Raw genomic sequence first — 21,213 nt, forward strand, 5'->3', positions numbered from 1 at the left:
AGCATGACGCATGAAGGCATTAGGTAAAAAGCTTGCTGGCAAGACTCTTCTCGCGCTGTCCGTCGCGGGCATGATGGCGGGTGCGGTTCACGCGGACGACAAGGTACTGCACGTTTACAACTGGTCTGACTACATCGCTCCGGACACCATCGCCAACTTCGAAAAAGAGTCGGGGATCAAGGTGGTCTACGACGTATTCGACAGCAACGAAACCCTGGAAGCCAAGCTGCTGGCGGGCAAGTCCGGTTACGACGTGGTTGTGCCGTCGAACAACTTCCTGGCCAAGCAGATCAAGGCGGGCGTTTATCAGGAGCTGGACAAGTCCAAGCTGTCCAACTACGGCAACCTGAACAAGTCGCTGCTCAAGGCCGTTTCGGTCAGCGACCCGGACAACAAGCACGCCTTCCCGTACATGTGGGGCTCGATCGGCATCGGCTACAACCCGGAGAAGGTCAAGGCTGCACTGGGCGTCGACACCATCGATTCCTGGGACACTCTGCTCAAGCCGGAGAACATCGCCAAGCTCAAGAGCTGCGGTGTGAGCTTCCTCGACTCGCCGACCGAAATGCTCCCGGTCGCGCTGCACTACCTGGGCCTGCCAACCGACAGCCAGAAGAAAGAAGACATCAAGAAAGCCGAGGAACTGTTCCTCAAGATTCGTCCTTCGATCACCTACTTCCACTCCTCCAAGTACATCTCGGACCTGGCCAACGGCAACATCTGCGTAGCGGTCGGCTACTCGGGTGACGTGCAGCAGGCCAAGTCCCGTGCCGCCGAGGCCGGTGACAAGGTCAAGGTCAGCTACGCCATTCCGAAGGAAGGTGCCGGCAGCTTCTATGACATGGTCGCGATTCCGAAAGATGCGGAAAACATCGACGGCGCCTACAAGTTCATGAACTACCTGCTGCAACCGAAAGTGATGGCCGAGATCACCAACGCTGTGCGCTTCCCTAACGGTAACGCCGAAGCGACCCAGTACGTGAACAAGGACATCACCGCCGATCCAGGCATCTACCCGCCAGCCGACGTGCAGGCCAAGCTGTATGCGATCGCCGATTTGCCGGCCGCTACCCAGCGTGAACTGACCCGCAGCTGGACCAAGATCAAATCCGGTAAATAAGCCGGTTTGACGCAGCAACCGCTGGCCGTCGTCGCCGCGACGGCGGCCAGCGGATCAATTAAATGACAGGAAGTTTTGCAGGAACGGTTTTTCGAGGGTAAGTTGCGCGCCGGTTTGGTTGCCGGGCAGCCATGGCTGTCATGTAACGCGGGGCAACTTGGGCCCAACTAATTTAGAGGACCTCCACTTGCCTATTTTTTCTTCTTTGCGCAAAGCCCTGCTGGCCACTGCCGGCCTGACGATCGCTGTCGGAGCCCAGGCCGCCGGTACGGTGCATATTTATAACTGGTCGGATTACATCGGCGAGACCACCCTGGCCGACTTCGAGAAAGCCACCGGGATCAAACCGGTGTACGACGTGTTCGATTCCAACGAGACCCTGGAAGGCAAGCTTCTGGCCGGGCGTACCGGTTACGACGTGGTCGTGCCGTCGAACCATTTCCTCGGCAAGCAGATCAAGGCGGGCGCGTTCCAGAAGCTCGACAGGTCGCAGTTGCCGAACTACTCGAATCTCGATCCGGTGCTGCTCAAGCGCCTGGAGCAGAACGACCCGGGCAACCAGTACGCCGTGCCGTACCTGTGGGGCACCAACGGCATCGGCTACAACGTCGAGAAAGTCAAAGCGGTGCTCGGCATCGACAAGATCGACTCCTGGAGCGTGCTGTTCGAACCGGAGAACATCAAGAAGCTGCACAGTTGTGGCGTAGCGTTCCTCGACTCGGCCGATGAAATGATGCCGACCGTGCTCAACTACATGGGCCTGAACGCCAACAGCACCAATCCGAAAGACTACGCCAAGGCCACCGACAAACTGCTGGCCGTGCGTCCCTACGTGACCTACTTCCACTCGTCGAAATACATCGGTGATCTGGCCAACGGCGACATCTGCGTGGCCATCGGTTTCTCCGGCGATATCTTCCAGGCCAAGCACCGTGCCGAAGAAGCCAAGAAGGGTGTGAACATCGCCTACTCGATTCCGAAAGAAGGCGGCGCGCTGTGGTTCGACATGCTGGCGATTCCAAAGGACTCGTCCAACGTCAAAGAGGCCCACGCCTTCATCAACTATTTGCTGAAACCTGAGGTGATCGCCCAGGTCAGTGATTACGTCGGTTACGCCAACCCCAACCCGGGGTCGGACAAGCTGATGGAACAGTCCATCCGCACCGACGAAGCGGTTTATCCACCGCAAGCAGTCCTCGACAAGACTTACGTGTCGGTCGAGTTGCCACCCAATATTCAGCGTTTGATGACCCGTAGCTGGACCAAGGTCAAGTCGGGCAAGTAAGGCACAAACTATCCTGGGTTCGTCCGCATGGGGCGAACTGCACTGTTTTTTTCTGGGAGTTTCGTAAATGGCAGTTGCCTCCGGCGCCTATAAGAAAGCCCTCGAGGGCGACCAGACACCTAAGCAGGTGTTGGTCAAAATCGACCGGGTCACGAAGAAGTTCGACGAGACGATTGCCGTGGACGATGTGTCCCTGGAAATCAAGAAAGGCGAGATCTTCGCCCTGCTCGGCGGCTCGGGATCGGGCAAATCCACGCTGCTGCGGATGCTGGCAGGTTTCGAACGGCCCACGGAGGGGCGCATTTTCCTCGACGGCGTCGACATCACCGACATGCCGCCGTACGAGCGACCGATCAACATGATGTTCCAGTCGTATGCCTTGTTCCCGCACATGACCGTGGCGCAGAACATCGCCTTCGGCCTCAAGCAGGACAAGATCCCCAACGCCGAGATCGATGCGCGCGTGGCCGAGATGCTCAAGCTGGTGCAGATGAGCCAGTACGCCAAGCGCAAGCCGCATCAACTGTCCGGCGGTCAGCGTCAGCGTGTGGCACTGGCGCGCTCGCTGGCCAAGCGGCCGAAACTGCTGCTGCTCGACGAGCCGATGGGCGCACTGGACAAGAAACTGCGTTCGCAGATGCAACTGGAGCTGGTAGAGATCATCGAGCGCGTGGGCGTGACCTGCGTGATGGTGACCCACGACCAGGAAGAGGCCATGACCATGGCCGAGCGCATCGCGATCATGCACCTGGGCTGGATTGCCCAGATCGGCAGCCCGATCGACATCTACGAAACCCCGACCAGCCGTCTGGTCTGCGAATTCATCGGCAACGTGAACATCTTCGAAGGCGAAGTGATCGACGACGCCGAAGGCCACGCGACCATCACTTGCAAAGACCTCGACCGGCAGATCTACGTCGGCCACGGCATCAGCACTTCGGTGCAGGACAAATCGGTGACCTACGCGATTCGTCCGGAGAAGCTGCTGGTCACCGCCGAAATGCCGACCTGCGAATACAACTGGTCGAGCGGCAAGGTGCATGACATCGCCTACCTCGGCGGTCACTCGGTGTTCTACGTCGAATTGCCGAGCGGCAAGCTGGTGCAATCGTTCGTTGCCAACGCCGAACGCCGCGGCCAGCGTCCGACCTGGGGCGATCAGGTTTACGTGTGGTGGGAAGACGACAGCGGCGTGGTACTTCGCTCATGAACATGCGCAAGTTCAAACGACGGCTCAACCGAATAATTCCCAATGGCCGGCAACTGGTCATCGGGGTTCCGTTCATCTGGCTGTTTCTGTTCTTCATGCTGCCGTTCTTCATCGTCCTGAAGATCAGCTTCGCTGAAGCCGACGTGGCCATCCCGCCGTACACCGAGATCTACACCTTCGCCGAGCAGAAGCTGCAACTGCTGCTGAACCTGGGCAACTACGCGATGCTGGGCGACGACGAGTTGTACATCGCCGCCTACCTGGGCTCGCTGAAGATGGCGTTCTTCAGCACGCTGCTGTGCCTGCTGATCGGCTACCCGATGGCCTACGCCATCGCCAGCGCCCGTAAAGAGCTGCAGACAGTGCTGGTGTTGCTGATCATGATGCCGACCTGGACCGCGATCCTGATCCGCGTTTACGCGTGGATGGGCATTCTCAGTAACAATGGCCTGCTCAACGGTTTCCTGATGAGCATGGGCTTTATCGACGAGCCGCTGCAGATCCTCAATACCAACCTCGCGGTGTACATCGGCGTGGTTTACTCGTACCTGCCGTTCATGATCCTGCCGCTGTACGCCAACCTGGTGAAGCACGATCAGAGCCTTCTGGAAGCGGCTTCCGACCTTGGTTCGAGCACTTTCAACAGCTTCTGGAAAATCACCATTCCACTGTCCAAGAACGGGATCATTGCCGGCTGCATGCTGGTGTTCATCCCGGTGGTTGGCGAGTTCGTGATCCCGGAACTGCTCGGCGGCCCGGAAACCCTGATGATCGGTAAAGTGCTCTGGCAAGAGTTCTTCAACAACCGTGACTGGCCGGTGGCGTCCGCCCTGGCGGTGGTGATGCTGGCGATCCTGATTGTGCCGATCATCTTGTTCAACCGCAGTCAGGCCAAGGAAATGGAGGGCAAAGAATGAAACGCATCCGTTTCTCCAGCCTGATGCTGGTACTGGGTCTGTTGTTCATCTACCTGCCGATGCTGATCCTGGTGATCTACTCGTTCAACGCCTCGAAACTGGTGACCGTGTGGGGCGGCTGGTCGATCAAGTGGTACGTCGGCCTGCTCGACAACACCCAACTGATGGGCTCGGTGGTGCGCTCGCTGGAAATCGCCTGCTATACCGCGGTTGCGGCGGTGGCGCTGGGTACGCTGGCAGCGTTCGTGCTGACCCGCATTACCCACTTCAAGGGCCGCACGCTGTTTGGTGGCCTGGTGACGGCGCCGTTGGTAATGCCGGAAGTGATCACCGGTCTGTCGCTGTTGCTGCTGTTCGTAGCCATGGCGCAGATGATCGGCTGGCCGCAGGAACGTGGCATCGTCACCATCTGGATCGCCCACACGACGTTCTGTGCGGCGTATGTGGCGGTGGTGGTGTCGGCGCGTCTGCGTGAGCTGGACCTGTCGATTGAAGAGGCGGCGATGGACCTCGGTGCACGGCCTTGGAAGGTGTTCTTCCTGATCACCATCCCGATGATCGCGCCGTCGCTGGCAGCGGGCGGCATGATGTCGTTCGCTCTGTCGCTGGACGATCTGGTACTGGCGAGCTTCGTTTCCGGCCCGGGTTCGACCACGCTGCCGATGGAAGTGTTCTCGGCGGTGCGTCTGGGCGTGAAGCCTGAGATCAACGCCGTGGCCAGTCTGATTCTGCTGGCGGTGTCGATCGTGACGTTCCTGGTGTGGTTCTTCAGCCGCCGTGCCGAAGAAGCGCGCAAGAAAGCCATCCAGCAAGCCATCGAAGAAGGCGCCGCCGATTCGTGGAAGCAACCGGACGTGCGCCGCGCGCCTGCACCGGAAGCGGCTTAAAGCAAACTCGGGTTGGCCCCTTTATCAAGGCCAACCCAAATCCACTGTGGGAGCGGGCTTTTGTGGCGAGGGGATTTATCCCCGATGGGTTGCGAAGCGGCCCCCTCTCTTGATTCAAAAAGAAAGGGACTGCTACGCAGTCCATCGGGGATAAATCCCCTCACCACAGGGCACACCCCCACAGTCGGTTTTATGCAGTCCAGGGAGATTGGCGGATGACCTCAACAAAGTTCATCGACTTGAACCCCGGCTCCTGATCCACCAGCACATCGGTCTTCACGTTGCCGAACGTGGTCTGCGGACGATGGCGCAAGCCGTCGGCAAACGCGCAGATGATGCACTCCTTGAAACCTTCCCCGCGTGGATGCGCATGCACCACCGCCTCGCGCTGGGTGCTGCTGAACGCCGCGTAATCCATGCCCAACACGTCCATCTCGACCCCGGCGGTGACCAGCGCGACGGTCGGCCGCAGATGTTTGGGCACGCCCGGCGTGGTGTGCAGGGCAATCGACAGCCAGACCTGTTCGATGTCGTCATCGCTCAGACCGTACGGCTTGAGAAACGCCGCTGCCGCGTTGGCGCCATCCACTTCGAAACGCTCGTCGGCACTGCGATAGCCCTCGACCAGACCAAGGTCGTGGAACATCGCGCCGACATACAGCAGCTCCGGGTTGTAGGTCAGTTGTTGGCGCTCGCCGCTCAACGCACCGAACAGAAATACCCGGCGCGAGTGGTGGTAGAGCAGGTCGGTTTCGATGTCGCGAATGTATTCGGTGGTGGCCCGGGCGAGGGCGCTGTCGGGGATCTTGATGCCGGCAATGGTCGTGCTCATAAGGTGTTTCCTCGTCGAAAACGCCGTCGTGGCGCTGATGGACGAAGTCTGTTCCCCAAGGCACTAAACGGACAATCAACGCATGGCTGCGATCCTTGCCAATCAACCTGCAAATCGTGCCAACCTCGCTTGTTGAACCTGGATTGGCTAGGGTTGGCTCAATCAACAAGGCAGGCACGGCCCATGTGGGAGCGGGCTTGCTCGCGAAAGCGGTGTGTCATTCAACAGATAAGTTGAATGTAAGGGCCCTTTCGCGAGCAAGCCCGCTCCCACAGGGATTTGTGTTTGCCAGGGCATTGAGGACATTGGAGGCTTATGAACAAAACCATCGCCATCGTGATATTTCCCGGCGTGCAGGCGCTGGATGTCAGCGGGCCGATGGATGTGTTCGCCGAGGCCAATCGTTTTTTGCCGCCTGATGATCACTATCAACTGGAGGTGATCGGCCTCGAACGCGGGCCGATGGCTTGTTCCAACGGTTTGAATCTCAGCGCCCATCGGTACTTCAGCGAAGCGCAGGATGCTTATGACTTGTTGCTCGTCGCTGGCGGCCCGCAGTTGCCGTTCATGGATTTCGGCAAGCCATTCGACACCTGGCTGCGCGAGGCCTGCGCGCGTGCGCGGCGCTTTGGCTCGATCTGCAACGGCGCGTTCATGCTGGCGCGGGCGGGGTTGCTCGACGGGCGCACCGTGACCACCCACTGGAACGATGCCGAAGCCTTGGCACAGTTGTGTCCATCGACTCAAGTCGAGGCCGATCGCCTGTACGTCGAGGACGGTGCGCTCTACACCTCGGCCGGGGTCACCGCCGGGATCGATCTGTCGCTGTACCTGCTGGCCCGTGATTGCGGCGCTGAAGTGGCGCTGAGCGTGGCCAAGCGGCTGGTGGTGTTCACTCAGCGCTCGGGCGGGCAATCGCAGTTCAGTCCGTTCCTCACGCCGCATGCGGAGCCGACGTCGGCGGTGGCGATGGTGCAGTTGTATGTGCTGGCCAACCTCACCGGGGATTTGACGATTGCCGATCTTGCGAACGCGGCGAACATGAGTGCGCGCAACTTCTCCCGGGTGTTCGCCCGCGAGGCCAGGGTCACACCGGCAGAGTTCGTCGAAAGTGCGCGAGTGGATGCGGCGCGGGTGCTGCTGGAAAGCACCACGGCACCGCTGAAGACCGTGGCCTATCAATGCGGGTTTCGCGATGCGCAGCACATGCGCAGTGTGTTCAATCGGCGGTTGGGGGTGACGCCGCAGCAGTTTCGGCTGAATTTTGCGTTGATGCTCTGAGAGATGTGTTGAGTTGGCGGGCCCCATCGCGAGCAGGCTCACTCCTACAATTGGAATGCGTTCCCCTGTAAGAGTGAGCCTGCTCGCGATGGGGCCCGTCCGGCTAACCGAGAACTATTGGGCAGCCCGCGCCGGCAACAGCTTCAACGTACTGCGAGTATTGGCCGTCACCTCTTCCTCGCTGAAGTGCGCCTGCACATACATCCCCTCGACGTACTCTTCGGCCTGATCGTCATAGTGGCTGTCGAACGGCACGCCGCTCTGGCCGACCGGGTTGATGGTCAGGCTGTGCGCCGGGTCGGCGAAATCCACCAGGCGCCGCGTCGAAGGCCCATAGGTCACCGGCCACGGCGCCGGGCCGAGCTTGGCCGAGAGATTGTTCGGCACTTCATGACTGCCGGGCGCAGCGAACGGCCCGACATTGACGATGCGGTCCAGCGGCTTCTGCTGACCCAGCGGATGACCGTGGGTCAGGGTGTGCGCCGTGCCCCATTGCCAGTCGGACGGATTGTCGCCGAGGGTCTGTTTCAGGTGCGTCATGCTCGCCTGCCACGCCGCTTTGACGATGTCGGCGCGAGTCTCCTTGTCCGGTGTGTTGCGGTTGTCCCACCACGGCGAGTCCGCATTCGCCGCCAGGCGCGGCAGGGCGGCATCGATCACCCGGGTCGACAGCAGGGTCTCGAAGAAGTCGTTGCCCAGCTCATCGCGCATTGCCGCATCGGCGAGGTCGTAGAGGAACTGGTTGAACACTGTGGCGTTGACCGAATCCAGCGGATAGTCGCCTTGCCACTGCGCCAGTTGCTCGACCAGTTTCAGTTGCGCCGGATCACTCACCACTTCACGCAACACCGGCAGCAACGGCGCCAGGGTGCGCGGGCCGTAGGCGGTGGTGGTGCCCAGTTGCAGCTTCTGGTTGGCCTCGTTGCTCCACTTCAGATTCTTGTCGCTGAGCTGGCGGTTGAGCTGCTGGCCGCGATCGGCGAGGTTGTAGTAACCGGGAATCTCCATCCCGGTCGGCGACAGCGGCTGGAAGTTGGCCGAGACGATGTAGCCGCGCGCCGGGTTTTCTTCCTGCGGGTTGGCGCTGAACGGGTAGTAGCCGTCCTTGTCTGCCTGATTGCTGCTGCCGTCGAGAATGAACTCCGGCTTCACCCCGGCCGGGCGTTTCGGCAACAGCGCCGAGGCCCACCAGGCAATGTCACCCTTGGCGTTGGCGTAGACGATGTTCAGCCCTGGTGCCTGCACCTTGGTCGCGGCGGCGCGGGCCTTGGCCAGGGTGTCGGCGCGGTTGAGCTGGTAGAAGCCTTCGAGTATCGGATTCGGCGTTTCGAGGAACGCCCACCACATGGCGATCGGCGTTTTACCGGCGGCAGTGCCGAGGGCGTCGTTGACGATCGGGCCGTGGGGCGACTGACGCAAGGTCAGCATCACCGGCGCCTGGCCCTTCACCGCGATCTGCTGCTCGCTGCTGACCAGATCGGTCCACTGGCCGTGGTACCAGACCTGATTCGGGTTGTCCGGGTTGACCTTCTCGGCGATCAGATCCAGATCGTCGTTCTGGAACATGGTCAGGCTCCAGCCGAAATCCAGGTTGTGCCCCAGGAATGCGAACGGCACCAGCGCCTGATGATGGCCGTAGAGCTCAAAGCCCGGTGCCGACAGTTGCGCCTCGTACCACACCGACGGCACCGAGAAGCGAATGTGCGGGTCACCGGCCAGCAGCGGTTTACCGCTTTGGCTGCGGCTGCCGGCGATCACCCAGGCATTGCTGCCTTCGAATTGCGGCAGGCCGTTTTCAATCAGCGCCTGCTCGCTGAGGCGGGCGAGGGCGTTGAGGTCTTTCCAGTCACCGGCGGCGAGGGTCGGAGTCTTGTTGGCGTGACCTTTGGCGAGCACGCCTTTGGGCTGCCAGTCGAGGTCGAAGACGTTGAGGTAATCGGCGCCGAGTTGATCGCGCACGTAGGTCAGCAGTGGCTCGGTGCGAAACGCCGCGGCAAAGCTGTAGGCCATGTAACCGGCGACGCTGATGCTGTCTTCGGCGGTGAACGGCCGCTTGGGGATGCCCAGCACGTCGAACTCGATCGGCGCGGCGTGGCTGTCCTGATATTGGTTGATGCCGTCCAGATAGGCTTGCAGGGCCTTCCACGCCGGTGACTGCTTGTCGAGGCTGGCGACGTAACTGGCGGCGCGTTCGCGGATGCGCAGGCTGCGGAACAGTTTGTCGGTGTCGAGCAGCTTCGGCCCGAGCACTTCGGCCAGTTCGCCACGAGCGAGGCGGCGCATGGCTTCCATCTGGAACAGTCGGTCCTGGGCATGCACGTAGCCGAGGGCGCGATACAGATCGATTTCGTTCTCGGCACGAATATGCGGCACCCCGCGTTCGTCGTAACGCACGGTCACCGAACCCTGCAGATTGCGCAGCTCCACCTGGCCCTGACGCGTCGGTTGCTTGCTATAGACGTACCCGCCGACACTGGCGAGCAGGACAACGATGAGCAAGGCAAGAACGGTGAAAACGCGTTTCATGGTGACTCCTTGTGCATGCGGGATTGCCGCCCGTCGGGCTGCAAACAATTAGCACAGACCTTCCGTGCCGTGCATCGCTGTCCTCGAAAAGTCCGGAATGCCTTACTGCGCCAGCACCGGCCAAGGGCAATAACAACCGACCGCCAGGGTGTGAGTGGCGTTGACCGGGCGATCATCGGTCAGGGCATTGAGGATCGGTTCGATAAAGCTGTTGCTGGAGTTGCAGGTCAGCCCTTCGCTGTAAGGGCCGAAGTACGCCAGTTTGCCGCTACGGTCCCAGATCGCCACGGCGGGACTGGCCGGGATCTGCTCGGAGCCGGGCAGCACGGCGATGGTTTTCAGGTTGCTCAGGGTCGCAGGCAATTGACCGTGGGAGCCGGCGCGCTGCACGGCGAAGAATTCCACACCGCGCGCGCCGTACTGCTCGACCATCTCGGTCAGGTGCTGTTGATTGCCGACGTTGCACGGGCAGGCCGGGTCCCAGAAATGCACGAGACGGATTTTGCCGGGGCCGGCCAGTTCATCCGGCAGGCGCAACGGATCACCGGAAAACACCGCGGTGTGCTGACTGAACGCGCGCAGATAGCGTCCCTGAAACCAGTCGTACGCCGCCCACAGCACCCCGGCACACACAAGCGCGAGCAGGCTGGCAAACAGTGCGGTGCGGTAGGGCGAGCGCATGGTTTTTCGATCCTCGAAGGGGGGCTAGCTTGCCATGCTTGCCGCAACAGATGAATATCGCAGGCCGATAAAGTCTGTTTACCGCTTTGGAATACCCGCATGCCTGACACTTTCGATGCCGATCATTTACGCGCCAGCCTCAAGCCTTTGGCCCAGTGGCAGCCGTTGTCGGACGAAGCCAAGGCGTATCAGCGGTTTTATAAAACCGACTTTCCCGAGCGCGATGTCTGGCGCGGCATGGGCCGTTTCGACGTCGATGGTTATGAACTGGTCAGCCATTGCTGGTGGCCGGAAAAGGTCAAGGGCACGCTGTTTCTGCTGCACGGTTTTTACGATCACACCGGGCTGTATCGGCATGTGATCGAGTGGGCGCTGGATCAGGATTTTGCCGTCATCGCCTGCGACTTGCCGGGTCATGGTTTGTCGAGTGGGCCGCGGGCGAGCATTCGCGACTTCTCCGAATACCAGGACGCCTTGCAGGCGTTGTTCGCCGAAGCCAGTTCGATCGCCCTGCCGCAACCCTGGCATCTGTGCGGACAAAGCACTGGCGGCGCGATCGTCGTCGACCATGTGCTCAACCATGGCGAGAACAGTCCGGCGCAAGGTCAGTTGATTCTACTGGCACCGCTGGTGCGTCCGCGCGCCTGGGGCTGGTCGCAGCTCAGTTATTACCTGCTGAGGCCTTTCGTGCGGGGCATCGCCCGGCGCTTCAGCGAGAACTCCAACGACCCGGATTTCCTGCCGTTCCTGCAGACCGATCCGTTACAGCCAAAACGTTTGCCGACCGCGTGGGTCGGTGCACTGTCGCGCTGGATCATCCGCGTCGAACACGCGAAAAAAAGTCCGCGACGGCCGCTGATCATTCAGGGGCAGGCGGACATGACCGTGGACTGGCAGCATAACTTGCAGGTGCTGAAGTGGAAGTTCGACCGGCCACAGATTCTGCTGCTGCCAGAGGCGCGGCATCATCTGGCGAACGAGACGCTGGAGATGCGCGAGGAGTATTTCGAGTTTCTGAACAAGCGGATCAGGGGCAGAAATTTGTAGTGTTTGAAGGGCCTCTTCGCGAGCAAGCCCGCTCCCACAGGAGACCGCGATCAACTGTGGGAGCGGGCTTGCTCGCGAAGAGGCCCTTCAAACACTACAAATTTCTGCCCCTGATCCGCTTGTTCAGAAACTCGAAATACTCCTCGCGCATCTCCAGCGTCTCGTTCGCCAGATGATGCCGCGCCTCTGGCAGCAGCAGAATCTGTGGCCGGTCGAACTTCCACTTCAGCACCTGCAAGTTATGCTGCCAGTCCACGGTCATGTCCGCCTGCCCCTGAATGATCAGCGGCCGTCGCGGACTTTTTTTNATACGCCTTGCCCTCGCTGGACTCGGCGAAGGTCGCGAACTGCTCCAGTTCGTCATCCGACAGATCGCGATAAACGTAGAGCAGCGTGTTGTTCAGGTCGGCGCCGATCTGCTCCATCAGGCGCTGGCGCTGACCGTTCAGCATGCCTTGCGCCTGACCGCCGCCGAGGAGGCCGGGGATCATCGAGCTCAAACTGTCCGCCGCCACCCCGGCAATCGCCAGGCTGACCTCGGCACCGGCCTCGCGCGCCGGCAGCGCTTGCGCCAGATGGCCGATGATCAGCAGGCGGCTGTCGCTGGCCTGCATCTTCGGCAGGCCCTTGGCGTTCTTCGCCAGTTGATCGCGACGGGTGGCGAGCAATTCAGCGGCGACGATTTTCTTGCCCAGCGGCGATTGAAAAAAAGTCAGCGCCGGTTGTGGATCGGCAAGGTGCTGGCGCAGTTGCGCTTCGGCACGCTGATCCATGGCCTGGGGGGCGAAGCGCTGGTTGCTGTTGTTGACCAGGGCTTGAAACACCGCCGGCGGCAGGTTGTTCTGGTAGCGCTGCTGCGCGGCACTCAGGGCATCATTGAAATGCGCACGTTGATCTGGCCAGCCGGCGATCTTGTACAACTGATCGTGGCCGTCCGCCCAGGCGGGCAAAACGCAGAACATCAACAGTGAAAAAAGCAAACGGCGCATAGGGACTCCTGTCAGCAGCGGACTATTCTCCGTGCGGTGCCGGTACTTGTCGAGAATTCGTAGCAAGCCGCTGCGTGGCTCTGTCGGATTTCTTGCCGCAGGCATACTATGCGCGCCATGCAAATATCCTCTGAGCACCCGCTGCTGTTACGCATCGTCGACGACCTGGCCGAACACGGCTGGTCGCAGCAGAACATTTTCCTGCCCGCAGGTTTGACCCGCGAGCTGGCGGCCGAGTGCCGCAAACGTGAGGCCAAGGGTGAGCTGGCGCCGGCAGCGGTAGGCCGTGGGCCGTTTTCGGAGATTCGCGAGGGTATTCGTGGCGACCACATCCAGTGGATCGACCCGGGCCAGGCCGAGGCCAGCGACCGTTATCTGAATCTGATGGAAAGCCTGCGCGAGGCGCTCAATCGCGGGTTGTTCCTCGGGCTGGAGGATTTCGAGTGTCATTTCGCCCTGTATCCGCCGGGCGCGTTTTACCGCAAGCACGTCGACCGTTTTCGCGACGATGACCGGCGCATGGTCTCGGCGGTGGTCTACCTCAATGACGCGTGGCTGCCGGAAGACGGCGGTCAGTTGCGCATGTATCTGGACGATGAGCGCGTCCACGATGTGCAACCCACCGGCGGCTGTCTGGTGGTGTTCCTCTCCGGCGAGGTGCCCCATGAAGTGCTGCCGGCGCACCGCGAACGCCTGTCGCTGACCGGCTGGTTCCGCCGCCGTGGCAACGAGCCGTTCTGATATGCAGAAAATTCTGGTCAGCCGCTGCCTGTTGGGCCACCGCGTGCGTTACGACGGCGGGGCCAGCGGGCCGTTCGATCTGCTCGAACAGTGGATCGCCGAAGGCCGTGTGGTGCCGCTGTGTCCCGAAGTGGCTGGCGGTTTGCCAACCCCGCGTGCTGCGGCGGAAATCCCCGGCGGGCAGGGCGCCGAAGTGCTCGATGGCAAGGCGGCGGTGATCACCACCGAGGGCGAGGACGTCAGCGCGCAGTTTCTCGATGGTGCGCGGCAGGCGCTGGCGCTGGTGCAAAAGCACGGCATCCGCGTCGCGGTGCTCAAGGCCAACAGTCCTTCTTGCGGGAATTTGCTGACCTATGACGGGACGTTCAGTGGGGTGAAGGTCTCGGGAGAAGGCGTTACGGCGGCGCTGCTCAAACGCCACGGGGTGCAGGTGTTCAGTGAGCTCGAATTGTCTGAGGCCGCAATCGCCCTGACCCACCTCAACTAAAAAACTCCACAAAATCCTTGTGGGAGCGGGCTTGCTCGCGAATGCGGTGTGTCATTCAAAGATGATGTTGACTGACACACCGCATTCGCGAGCAAGCCCGCTCCCACAGGGTTTATGTATTTACCTGGACTCGGTGAGCCACTTTTGCGACAGCGCCGCCAACCGCCCATCCGCCTTGATCCGCTGCAATGCACCCGCAAGGCTCGCCTGAAACGCCGGATTACCCTTCTGAAACGGAATCGCCAACTCCACCGGCACCGCCGTCTTCGGCTTCTCCTCGGTCAGCGCCTGTACCAGCACCATCGGTCGAGGCTGCTCATCCTTCTTCGCCAGCAGCTGCGAATCGACCTTGCCGTAAGGCTCGCTGACGTCGAAACGATCCTTGAGTTCAGGTGTCAGTGCTATGTGGTTGAGCGCGACGTCGTACTTGCCGCTTTCAACGCCCTGGAGCAGGTCGGCTTCGTCGGTGACGATGAAGTCGGCGCGCACATCCAGCTCGTTGGCCAGCAGTTGCCCAAGCTCGACCTCGAACCCCGTGAGTGTGTCGCCATCCTTGAAATTGAAGGGCGGTGTATTAGCCTCAAGGGCAATGCGCAACTCGCCACGGTCGTTGACGTCATCAATCAGTTCGGCGTGAGCCAGAGGGCTCAGAAGGGGTAGCAGGCAAATCAGGCCAGGCAGAAAGCGCATGGTCACTCCTTTGAAATCATTATTGCGATGCTCTGAGTCAGGCTCGCTTTGCTATGGTTGTCGAGTGCCTTCGACAACGAATGGTCATGAAGTTGTCATGACCGCGCGGATTTTACGGAAAAACTGGAGAAGAGAATGAAAACGTTTATGTCACGAGCAGCCTTGGCTGGCCTGTTGATGGGTGTTTCAGTGCTGGCCAGTGCAGCGACCCCGGCACCCAAGGGCGCCGAAGTGTTCATCGTTTCTCCCGAAGACGGGGCCACGGTTTCTCAGGAGTTCAAGGTCAAGTTCGGGGTCAAGGACGTTGCGCTGGCACCCGCCGGTGACGTCACCAAGAACACCGGTCACCACCACCTGCTGATTGATGCCAAGGAAATCGTTCCGGCCGGTTCCGTCGTGCCGACCGATGCCAACCACATGCACTTCGGCAAGGCGCAGACCGAGGCCACGATCAAACTGGCCCCGGGCAAGCACACCTTGCAACTGGAGCTGGGCGACAGCGGCCATATGGCGTTTGATCCGCCGATCGTGTCGAAAAAGATCACCGTCAACGTCGAATGACGTTTTCGCACGCATGAAAAAGGGAGCCCGAAGGCTCCCTTTTTTTGTCGCTCAGCGTCGGATCAGAACAACACGCGGCTACGGATAGTACCGTTGACGTGTTGCAGCTTCTCTTGCGCCAGCTCCGAGTACTCGGCGTCAACGTCGATCACCACGTAACCGACTTTCTCGTTGGTCTGCAGGAACTGACCGGAGATGTTGATACCGTTTTCGGCGAAGACCTTGTTGATCTCGCTCATCACACCCGGAATGTTCTCGTGGATATGCAGCAGACGGTGCTTGCCAGGGTGAGCCGGCAGGGCCACTTCCGGGAAGTTCACCGACGAAACGGATGTACCGTTGTCGCTGTACTTGACCAGTTTTTCCGCCACTTCCAGACCGATGTTGGCCTGCGCTTCGGCAGTCGAGCCACCGATGTGCGGGGTCAGGATCACGTTGTCCAGGCCACGCAGCGGGCTTTCGAACTCTTCGTCGTTGGAGCGTGGCTCCACCGGGAATACGTCGATGGCCGCGCCGATCAGGTGCTTGTCCTTGATCGCGTCCGCCAGGGCGTCCAGCTCGACCACGGTGCCGCGCGCGGCGTTGATCAGGATGCCGCCCTTCTTGATGGCGCGGATTTCCTTCTCGCCGATCATCCACTGGGTCGCCGCGGTTTCCGGAACGTGCAGGGTGACGATGTCGGACATGCCCAGCAGCTCGTGCAGGTTGCCGACCTGAGTGGCGTTGCCCAGCGGCAGCTTGGTCACGGTGTCGTAGAAGAACACCTGCATCCCCAGGCCTTCCGCCAGAACCGACAGCTGCGTACCGATCGAGCCGTAGCCGACGATGCCGAGTTTCTTGCCACGGATCTCGAAGGAGTTGGCTGCGGACTTGATCCAGCCGCCACGGTGGCAGGAAGCGTTTTTCTCAGGGATGCCGCGCAGCAGCAGGATCGCTTCGGCCAGTACCAGTTCCGCGACGGAGCGGGTGTTGGAGTACGGCGCGTTGAACACGGCGATACCGCGCTCGCGGGCAGCACTCAGGTCAACCTGGTTGGTGCCGATGCAGAAACAGCCGACCGCGACCAGCTTCTTCGCGTGATCGAAGATCTCTTCGGTCAGTTGGGTGCGCGAACGAATGCCGATGAAGTGAGCGTCAGCGATCTTTTCCTTGAGCTCGGCTTCCGGCAAGGAGCCTGTCAGGTATTCGATGCTGGTGTAGCCCGCCGCCTTGAGGACGTCGACAGCCGATTGGTGGACGCCTTCGAGAAGAAGGAACTTGATCTTGCTCTTATCGAGAGAAGTCTTGCTCATCTGCGTAAACCTGTATCCCGGAGAAAAATGGCAGGAAATGGTCAACAGACATTGACCTGGACGACAAGAAAGCCGTCACCGCAGAACTGGCCTTGGGCACTGGCCTGCGGGGTCGGTATGCTAGCATAGCCACCCTGCTAAACACTCATTCCTGCGACGTGAAGCGTCTTCAGGATGACCATGAATTGTTCGAGAGTTCTGTCGATGACCAATCCTGCCCTGATTGATGAACTGAAGACCCTGGTCGAGCCTGGCAAGGTCCTGACCGACGCCGACTCCCTGAATGCGTACGGCAAGGATTGGACCAAGCACTTTGCGCCCGCGCCAAGCGCCATCGTGTTTCCCAAGACCATCGAACAGGTGCAGGCCATTGTCCGTTGGGCCAACACCCATAAAGTGGCGCTGGTGCCGTCGGGCGGGCGCACCGGGCTGTCCGCCGCCGCCGTTGCCGCGAATGGCGAAGTGGTCGTCTCGTTCGACTACATGAACCAGATTCTCGACGTGAACCTCACTGACCGCACCGCCGTGTGTCAGCCGGGCGTGGTCACCGAGCACTTGCAGAACGTCGCCGAAGAAAACGGCCTGTACTACCCGGTGGACTTCGCGTCGGCCGGTTCCAGTCAGATTGGCGGCAATATCGGCACCAATGCCGGCGGGATCAAGGTGATTCGCTACGGCATGACCCGTAACTGGGTCGCCGGCCTGAAAGTGGTTACCGGCAAGGGCGATGTGCTGGAGCTGAACAAGGACCTGATCAAGAACGCTACCGGTTACGACTTGCGCCAGTTGTTCATCGGCGCCGAAGGCACCCTCGGCTTTGTGGTCGAAGCGACCATGCGTCTGGATCGCGCGCCGAAAAACCTCACCGCGATGGTCCTCGGCACCGCCGACTTCGACTCGATCATGCCGGTGCTGCACGCCTTCCAGGGCAAGCTCGACCTGACCGCGTTCGAATTCTTCTCCGACAAGGCCCTGGCCAAAGTACTGGGCCGTGGCGATGTGCCGGCGCCGTTCGACACCGAGTGCCCGTTCTACGCGCTGCTGGAGTTCGAGGCGACCAGCGAAGAAGTGGCCAACACGGCGCTGGAAACCTTCGAACACTGCGTCGAGCAGGGCTGGGTGCTGGACGGTGTGATGAGCCAGAGCGAAACCCAGCTGCAGAACCTGTGGAAGCTGCGCGAGTACATCTCCGAGACCATCTCGCACTGGACGCCGTACAAGAACGACATCTCGGTCACCGTGTCGAAAGTCCCGGCATTCCTGCAGGAAATCGACGCGATCGTCGGCGAATACTACCCGGACTTCGAAATCGTCTGGTTCGGCCACATCGGCGACGGCAACCTGCACCTGAACATTCTCAAGCCGGATAATCTGAGCAAGGACGAGTTCTTCGCCAAGTGCGCGACCGTCAACAAGTGGGTGTTCGAAACCGTCGAGAAATACAACGGTTCGATTTCCGCCGAGCACGGCGTGGGCATGACCAAGCGCGACTACTTGACGTACAGCCGTTCGCCGGTCGAAATCGAGTACATGAAAGCGGTCAAAGCGGTGTTCGACCCCAACGGCATCATGAACCCGGGCAAGATCTTCGCGGTTTGATTGGCAATCCCTGATGAATCAATGAAGGCAGGAGTCGGTAAATGAGCTATCAGCACCAGTACGTCGACGGCACGCGCATTCACTTCCCGATCGGGAAAGTGGTGTGCATTGGCCGTAATTATGCCGAACACGCCAAGGAACTGGACAACCCGGTGCCTACCGAGCCGTTGCTGTTCATCAAGCCGGGCAGTTGCGTGGTGCCGCTGGAAGGCGGGTTCAGCATTCCGACCGAGCGCGGTTCGGTGCACTACGAAGCGGAAATCGCCGTGTTGATCGGCAAGCCGCTGTCGACCAAGCCGAGCCGTGAAGAAGTGCTCGACGCGATCTCCGGTTTCGCCCCGGCGCTGGACCTGACCCTGCGTGACAAGCAGGCCGAGCTCAAGTCCAAGGGCCTGCCATGGGAAATCGCCAAGTCGTTCGACGGCGCGGCGGTGATTGCCCCGTTCGTGGTCGGCAGCACTTTCCCAGACCTGACCGACATCGGCATTCGCCTGACCATCAACGGCGAAGTACGCCAGGACGGCAACAGCAGCGCGATGCTCAACCCGATCGTGCCGATGATCCAGCACATGGCCGGCTGCTTCTCGCTGCAGGCCGGCGACGTGATCCTCACCGGCACGCCAGTGGGCGTCGGCCCGCTGAATGTCGGCGACGACATCGTGCTGGAACTGGTTGGCGCGAGCAGCTTCAGCAGCAGCGTACGTTAATCGCCACGCCGCAAATCCCTTGTGGGAGCGAGCCTGCTCGCGAAGGCGCCAGGTCAGTCGACATCATTGTTGACTGATACTTCGTCTTCGCGAGCAGGCTCGCTCCCACATCGCTTTGTGGTGTCCTGAAGAAGGTTGGCGGCACACGCCAATCCCGCCATTTGCCGTTTTTTTCACATCCTGTCCGGATAATTCCTCGCATTCTGGCGTCTGAGCCGGCCTCTTTGTGCTATTACCCTTAGCCTGAATTTTCGGAACGCGTCCCTGATGTCAGCTCACACTCAGCTCAATCCTCCTCGTCGCTCACGTTTCGCCCTGCGCTGGTATGTCTGGCTGTTGCTGGTGCTTGCCGCCGCGTATGGCCTGGCGTTTGCCATGCACTGGGACGACCGTGGCCTGCTGTGGCTGCGCGAGCGCTTCGAAAGCCAGACCGAGCAAAAGGCGAGTATCTGGCTGCCGGACTATCGGGCGGTGATCGACGGCAAACTGCTGCCGGGCATGGAAAAGGACGAGGCCTCGGACCTGTCCTACAACCCGCAGACCAAAACCCTGTTTTCGGTGATGGGCAAGAATCCGTTTCTGGTCGAACTGACCCTGCAGGGTGATGTGCTGCGCAAGATGCCGCTAGTGGGCTGGAGCAACCCGGAAGGCGTGACCGTGATGGAAAACGGCCTGATGGCGATTGTTGATGAGCGCGAACACCTGCTGACCATCGTCAAGGTCGATGCCAGCACCCGCGAGCTGAATATCGCCGACTTCCCGAAATACGATCTCGGTCCGTCGAAAAACCAGAACAAGGCATTCGAAGCAATCACCTGGGATCCGCACAATCAACAGCTACTGCTGGGCGAAGAGCGTCCGCCGGCGCTGTTTACCTGGAAGAGCGACGGCAGCCAGATCCTCAAGGGCGACAAGCAGAAGCTGGCCAGCGATGAACTGGATATCCGCAACCTGTCGGCGCTGGCGATCGACCCGCGTACCGGCCACACCCTGGTGCTGTCTGCCGATTCGCATCTGTTGTTGGAGCTGGACGAGAAGGGTGAGCAGGTCAGCTTCATGACCCTGCTTGGCGGCTTCAATGGTTTGAAGGACACCATCCCCCGCGCCGAAGGCGTGACCATGGACGACGCCGGTACGCTGTACATGGTCAGCGAGCCGAACCTGTTCTATCGCTTCGAAAAGCAGAAATAACCACCTTTCACTAATCCTCATGTAGGAGCTGCCGCAGGGTTGTCTTGTGGCCTGAGGCAAGTGGCCATTAAGCTTCAGTTCAGACAGGCGTGATATTTCATCCGCCTGTTTTGATCCCGAGCCTGCCTGAATGCGTCGACTTGCCCGCCCCAAACCCCTGTTTATCATCCTGTCGGTTGTTGTCCTGATCGTGTTGATCGCGATCGGCCAATACCTGCGCCTGTTCGAGCGCGCCTGGTTCAATCTGCATACCTTGTGGCAGCCGTTGAGCAGCGAGGCCATTGGTCTGGATCAATACCGAGTCGAAGTCGAAGCCAGGGTCATCGACGGCCTGAACGACGATGTCTCGGCGCTGACCTACGATCCGGTGCGCAAAAGCCTGTTCACCGTGACCAACAAGAATGCCGAGCTGGTCGAGTTGTCCCTCGACGGCAAAATCCTGCGGCGCATCGCGCTGATTGGCTTCGGCGATCCTGAAGCGGTGGAGTTCATCAGCGCCGACACCTATGTGATCACCGACGAGCGCCAGCAACGCCTGATCAAGGTGCATCTGGAGCGGGACACCACGTTCCTTGATGCGGCGGACGCTGAACAGATGACTCTGGGCGTGCACATGAGCGGCAACAAGGGCTTCGAAGGCTTGGCGTATGACTCGGTGGGCAAGCGCCTGTTCGTCGCCAAGGAGCGTGACCCCATGCTGATTTATGAGGTGCACGGTTTTCCGCACTTCAATCCGGAAAAGTCCTACGCGGTGCACGTGATCAACAACCCCAAGCGCGATGCCGGGATGTTCGTGCGCGATCTGTCGAGCCTGCAATACGACGAGCGCAGCGGCCATTTGCTGGCGCTGTCCGACGAGTCGGGGCTGATTCTGGAACTGGATGTGGACGGGCGGCCGCTGAGTACCTTGTCGCTGAACAAGGGGCGGCAGGGTTTGCAGAAGAGGGTGCCGCAAGCCGAAGGCATTGCGATGGATGACGACGGGACGTTGTATCTGGTGAGTGAGCCGAACTTGTTTTATGTCTTCAAGAAACCTGCGCAAAACTGACTGACACCCCAAAAAACCAAATGTGGGAGCGGGCTTGCTCGCGAATGCGGTGTATCAGAAAAATTAATGTATCTGACACACCGCATTCGCGAGCAAGCCCGCTCCCACAGGGGGGAATGCAT

20 protein-coding genes and 1 pseudogene are annotated in these 21,213 nt (G+C 60.4%); 14 read left to right on the top strand and 7 right to left on the bottom strand.

The features are described 5' to 3' along the window. The first annotated feature begins 10 nt into the window (after window positions 1-10). From VLA07_RS10975 to VLA07_RS10995, 5 genes are all read left to right on the top strand, one after another. The gene (locus VLA07_RS10975; protein ID WP_027610515.1) at window positions 11-1,120 is read left to right on the top strand and encodes a polyamine ABC transporter substrate-binding protein; all 1,110 of its coding nucleotides are present in this window, start codon (window positions 11-13) and stop codon (window positions 1,118-1,120) included. Window positions 1,121-1,307: 187 nt separating this feature from the next. Continuing rightward, complete coding sequence (locus tag VLA07_RS10980; RefSeq protein WP_047596655.1) at window positions 1,308-2,405, top strand: polyamine ABC transporter substrate-binding protein; 1,098 nt, start codon at window positions 1,308-1,310, stop codon at window positions 2,403-2,405. 67 nt (window positions 2,406-2,472) lie between these two features. After that, entirely contained in the window at window positions 2,473-3,615 is a 1,143-nt protein-coding gene (locus tag VLA07_RS10985) for an ABC transporter ATP-binding protein (RefSeq protein WP_003229245.1), read from the top strand. A 35-nt stretch (window positions 3,616-3,650) separates the two neighbouring features. Continuing rightward, on the top strand, window positions 3,651-4,532 hold the full coding sequence (locus VLA07_RS10990; protein WP_171061891.1) for an ABC transporter permease subunit: 882 nt from the start codon (window positions 3,651-3,653) through the stop codon (window positions 4,530-4,532). Beyond that, window positions 4,529-5,419, top strand: a complete 891-nt coding sequence (locus VLA07_RS10995) for an ABC transporter permease subunit (protein WP_007968003.1) — start codon at window positions 4,529-4,531, stop codon at window positions 5,417-5,419. Before VLA07_RS10990 ends, VLA07_RS10995 begins: the two co-directional genes overlap by 4 nt. A 190-nt stretch (window positions 5,420-5,609) precedes the next feature. Here VLA07_RS10995 and VLA07_RS11000 read toward each other — a convergent pair whose 3' ends face one another. After that, entirely contained in the window at window positions 5,610-6,251 is a 642-nt protein-coding gene (locus VLA07_RS11000; protein WP_333989231.1) for an HD domain-containing protein, read from the bottom strand. 315 nt (window positions 6,252-6,566) lie between these two features. Between VLA07_RS11000 and VLA07_RS11005 the strand changes: the two genes are divergently transcribed. Next, window positions 6,567-7,532 carry a GlxA family transcriptional regulator gene (locus VLA07_RS11005; protein ID WP_247267255.1) on the top strand — a complete coding sequence of 322 codons (966 nt, stop codon included), beginning with the start codon at window positions 6,567-6,569 and terminating at the stop codon, window positions 7,530-7,532. A gap of 114 nt (window positions 7,533-7,646) precedes the next feature. Here VLA07_RS11005 and VLA07_RS11010 read toward each other — a convergent pair whose 3' ends face one another. Both VLA07_RS11010 and VLA07_RS11015 read right to left on the bottom strand, forming a co-directional pair. Beyond that, window positions 7,647-10,058: a penicillin acylase family protein gene (locus VLA07_RS11010; protein ID WP_333989232.1), complete on the bottom strand. Its 2,412-nt coding sequence runs from the start codon at window positions 10,056-10,058 to the stop codon at window positions 7,647-7,649. Window positions 10,059-10,160: 102 nt separating this feature from the next. Beyond that, window positions 10,161-10,739, bottom strand: coding sequence for a DUF6436 domain-containing protein (locus VLA07_RS11015; protein WP_330205844.1), 579 nt, complete (start codon window positions 10,737-10,739; stop codon window positions 10,161-10,163). A gap of 99 nt (window positions 10,740-10,838) precedes the next feature. On the opposite strand from VLA07_RS11015, the gene VLA07_RS11020 reads away from it, so the two are divergent. Continuing rightward, window positions 10,839-11,786 (top strand): alpha/beta hydrolase, encoded by a 948-nt coding sequence (locus tag VLA07_RS11020; protein WP_330205845.1) that lies wholly within the window; start codon window positions 10,839-10,841, stop codon window positions 11,784-11,786. A gap of 94 nt (window positions 11,787-11,880) precedes the next feature. Here VLA07_RS11020 and VLA07_RS11025 read toward each other — a convergent pair. Together VLA07_RS11025 and VLA07_RS11030 are read right to left on the bottom strand one after the other, a co-directional pair. Continuing rightward, window positions 11,881-12,087: pseudogene (locus tag VLA07_RS11025) on the bottom strand (alpha/beta hydrolase); the annotation flags it as partial. After that, window positions 12,026-12,775 carry a DUF2059 domain-containing protein gene (locus tag VLA07_RS11030; protein ID WP_333989233.1) on the bottom strand — a complete coding sequence of 250 codons (750 nt, stop codon included), beginning with the start codon at window positions 12,773-12,775 and terminating at the stop codon, window positions 12,026-12,028. The gene VLA07_RS11030 and the pseudogene VLA07_RS11025, both read right to left, overlap by 62 nt. A gap of 108 nt (window positions 12,776-12,883) precedes the next feature. On the opposite strand from VLA07_RS11030, the gene VLA07_RS11035 reads away from it, so the two are divergent. Together VLA07_RS11035 and VLA07_RS11040 are read left to right on the top strand one after the other, a co-directional pair. Further along, complete coding sequence (locus VLA07_RS11035) at window positions 12,884-13,516, top strand: 2OG-Fe(II) oxygenase (RefSeq protein ID WP_333989234.1); 633 nt, start codon at window positions 12,884-12,886, stop codon at window positions 13,514-13,516. Between the two features lies 1 nt (window position 13,517). Next, complete coding sequence (locus VLA07_RS11040; RefSeq protein ID WP_333989235.1) at window positions 13,518-14,003, top strand: DUF523 domain-containing protein; 486 nt, start codon at window positions 13,518-13,520, stop codon at window positions 14,001-14,003. 120 nt (window positions 14,004-14,123) lie between these two features. Here the strand turns inward: VLA07_RS11040 and VLA07_RS11045 are convergent, their stop codons facing one another. Next, window positions 14,124-14,693: a transporter substrate-binding domain-containing protein gene (locus VLA07_RS11045; RefSeq protein WP_096797592.1), complete on the bottom strand. Its 570-nt coding sequence runs from the start codon at window positions 14,691-14,693 to the stop codon at window positions 14,124-14,126. Between the two features lie 135 nt (window positions 14,694-14,828). Between VLA07_RS11045 and VLA07_RS11050 the strand changes: the two genes are divergently transcribed. Further along, the gene (locus VLA07_RS11050; protein WP_027610528.1) at window positions 14,829-15,254 is read left to right on the top strand and encodes a DUF4399 domain-containing protein; all 426 of its coding nucleotides are present in this window, start codon (window positions 14,829-14,831) and stop codon (window positions 15,252-15,254) included. Between the two features lie 62 nt (window positions 15,255-15,316). Here VLA07_RS11050 and serA read toward each other — a convergent pair whose 3' ends face one another. Next, window positions 15,317-16,546, bottom strand: a complete 1,230-nt coding sequence (gene serA, locus VLA07_RS11055) for a phosphoglycerate dehydrogenase (RefSeq protein ID WP_003229219.1) — start codon at window positions 16,544-16,546, stop codon at window positions 15,317-15,319. A 204-nt stretch (window positions 16,547-16,750) separates the two neighbouring features. Here serA and VLA07_RS11060 point away from each other — a divergent pair, with 204 nt between their 5' ends. From VLA07_RS11060 to VLA07_RS11075, 4 genes are all read left to right on the top strand, one after another. After that, window positions 16,751-18,145 carry an FAD-binding oxidoreductase gene (locus VLA07_RS11060; RefSeq protein WP_183782925.1) on the top strand — a complete coding sequence of 465 codons (1,395 nt, stop codon included), beginning with the start codon at window positions 16,751-16,753 and terminating at the stop codon, window positions 18,143-18,145. Window positions 18,146-18,186: 41 nt separating this feature from the next. Next, a complete protein-coding gene (locus VLA07_RS11065) occupies window positions 18,187-18,852 on the top strand; it encodes a fumarylacetoacetate hydrolase family protein (RefSeq protein ID WP_027610530.1) in 666 nt (221 codons plus the stop codon). Window positions 18,853-19,119: 267 nt separating this feature from the next. Then, window positions 19,120-20,043: an SdiA-regulated domain-containing protein gene (locus tag VLA07_RS11070; protein ID WP_247267262.1), complete on the top strand. Its 924-nt coding sequence runs from the start codon at window positions 19,120-19,122 to the stop codon at window positions 20,041-20,043. Window positions 20,044-20,173: 130 nt separating this feature from the next. Next, complete coding sequence (locus VLA07_RS11075; RefSeq protein WP_150370137.1) at window positions 20,174-21,091, top strand: SdiA-regulated domain-containing protein; 918 nt, start codon at window positions 20,174-20,176, stop codon at window positions 21,089-21,091. Window positions 21,092-21,213 lie beyond the last annotated feature (122 nt).

The organism is Pseudomonas sp. S3(2024) (assembly GCF_036861315.1).
Classification (GTDB): Bacteria; Pseudomonadota; Gammaproteobacteria; order Pseudomonadales; family Pseudomonadaceae; genus Aquipseudomonas; species Aquipseudomonas putida_A.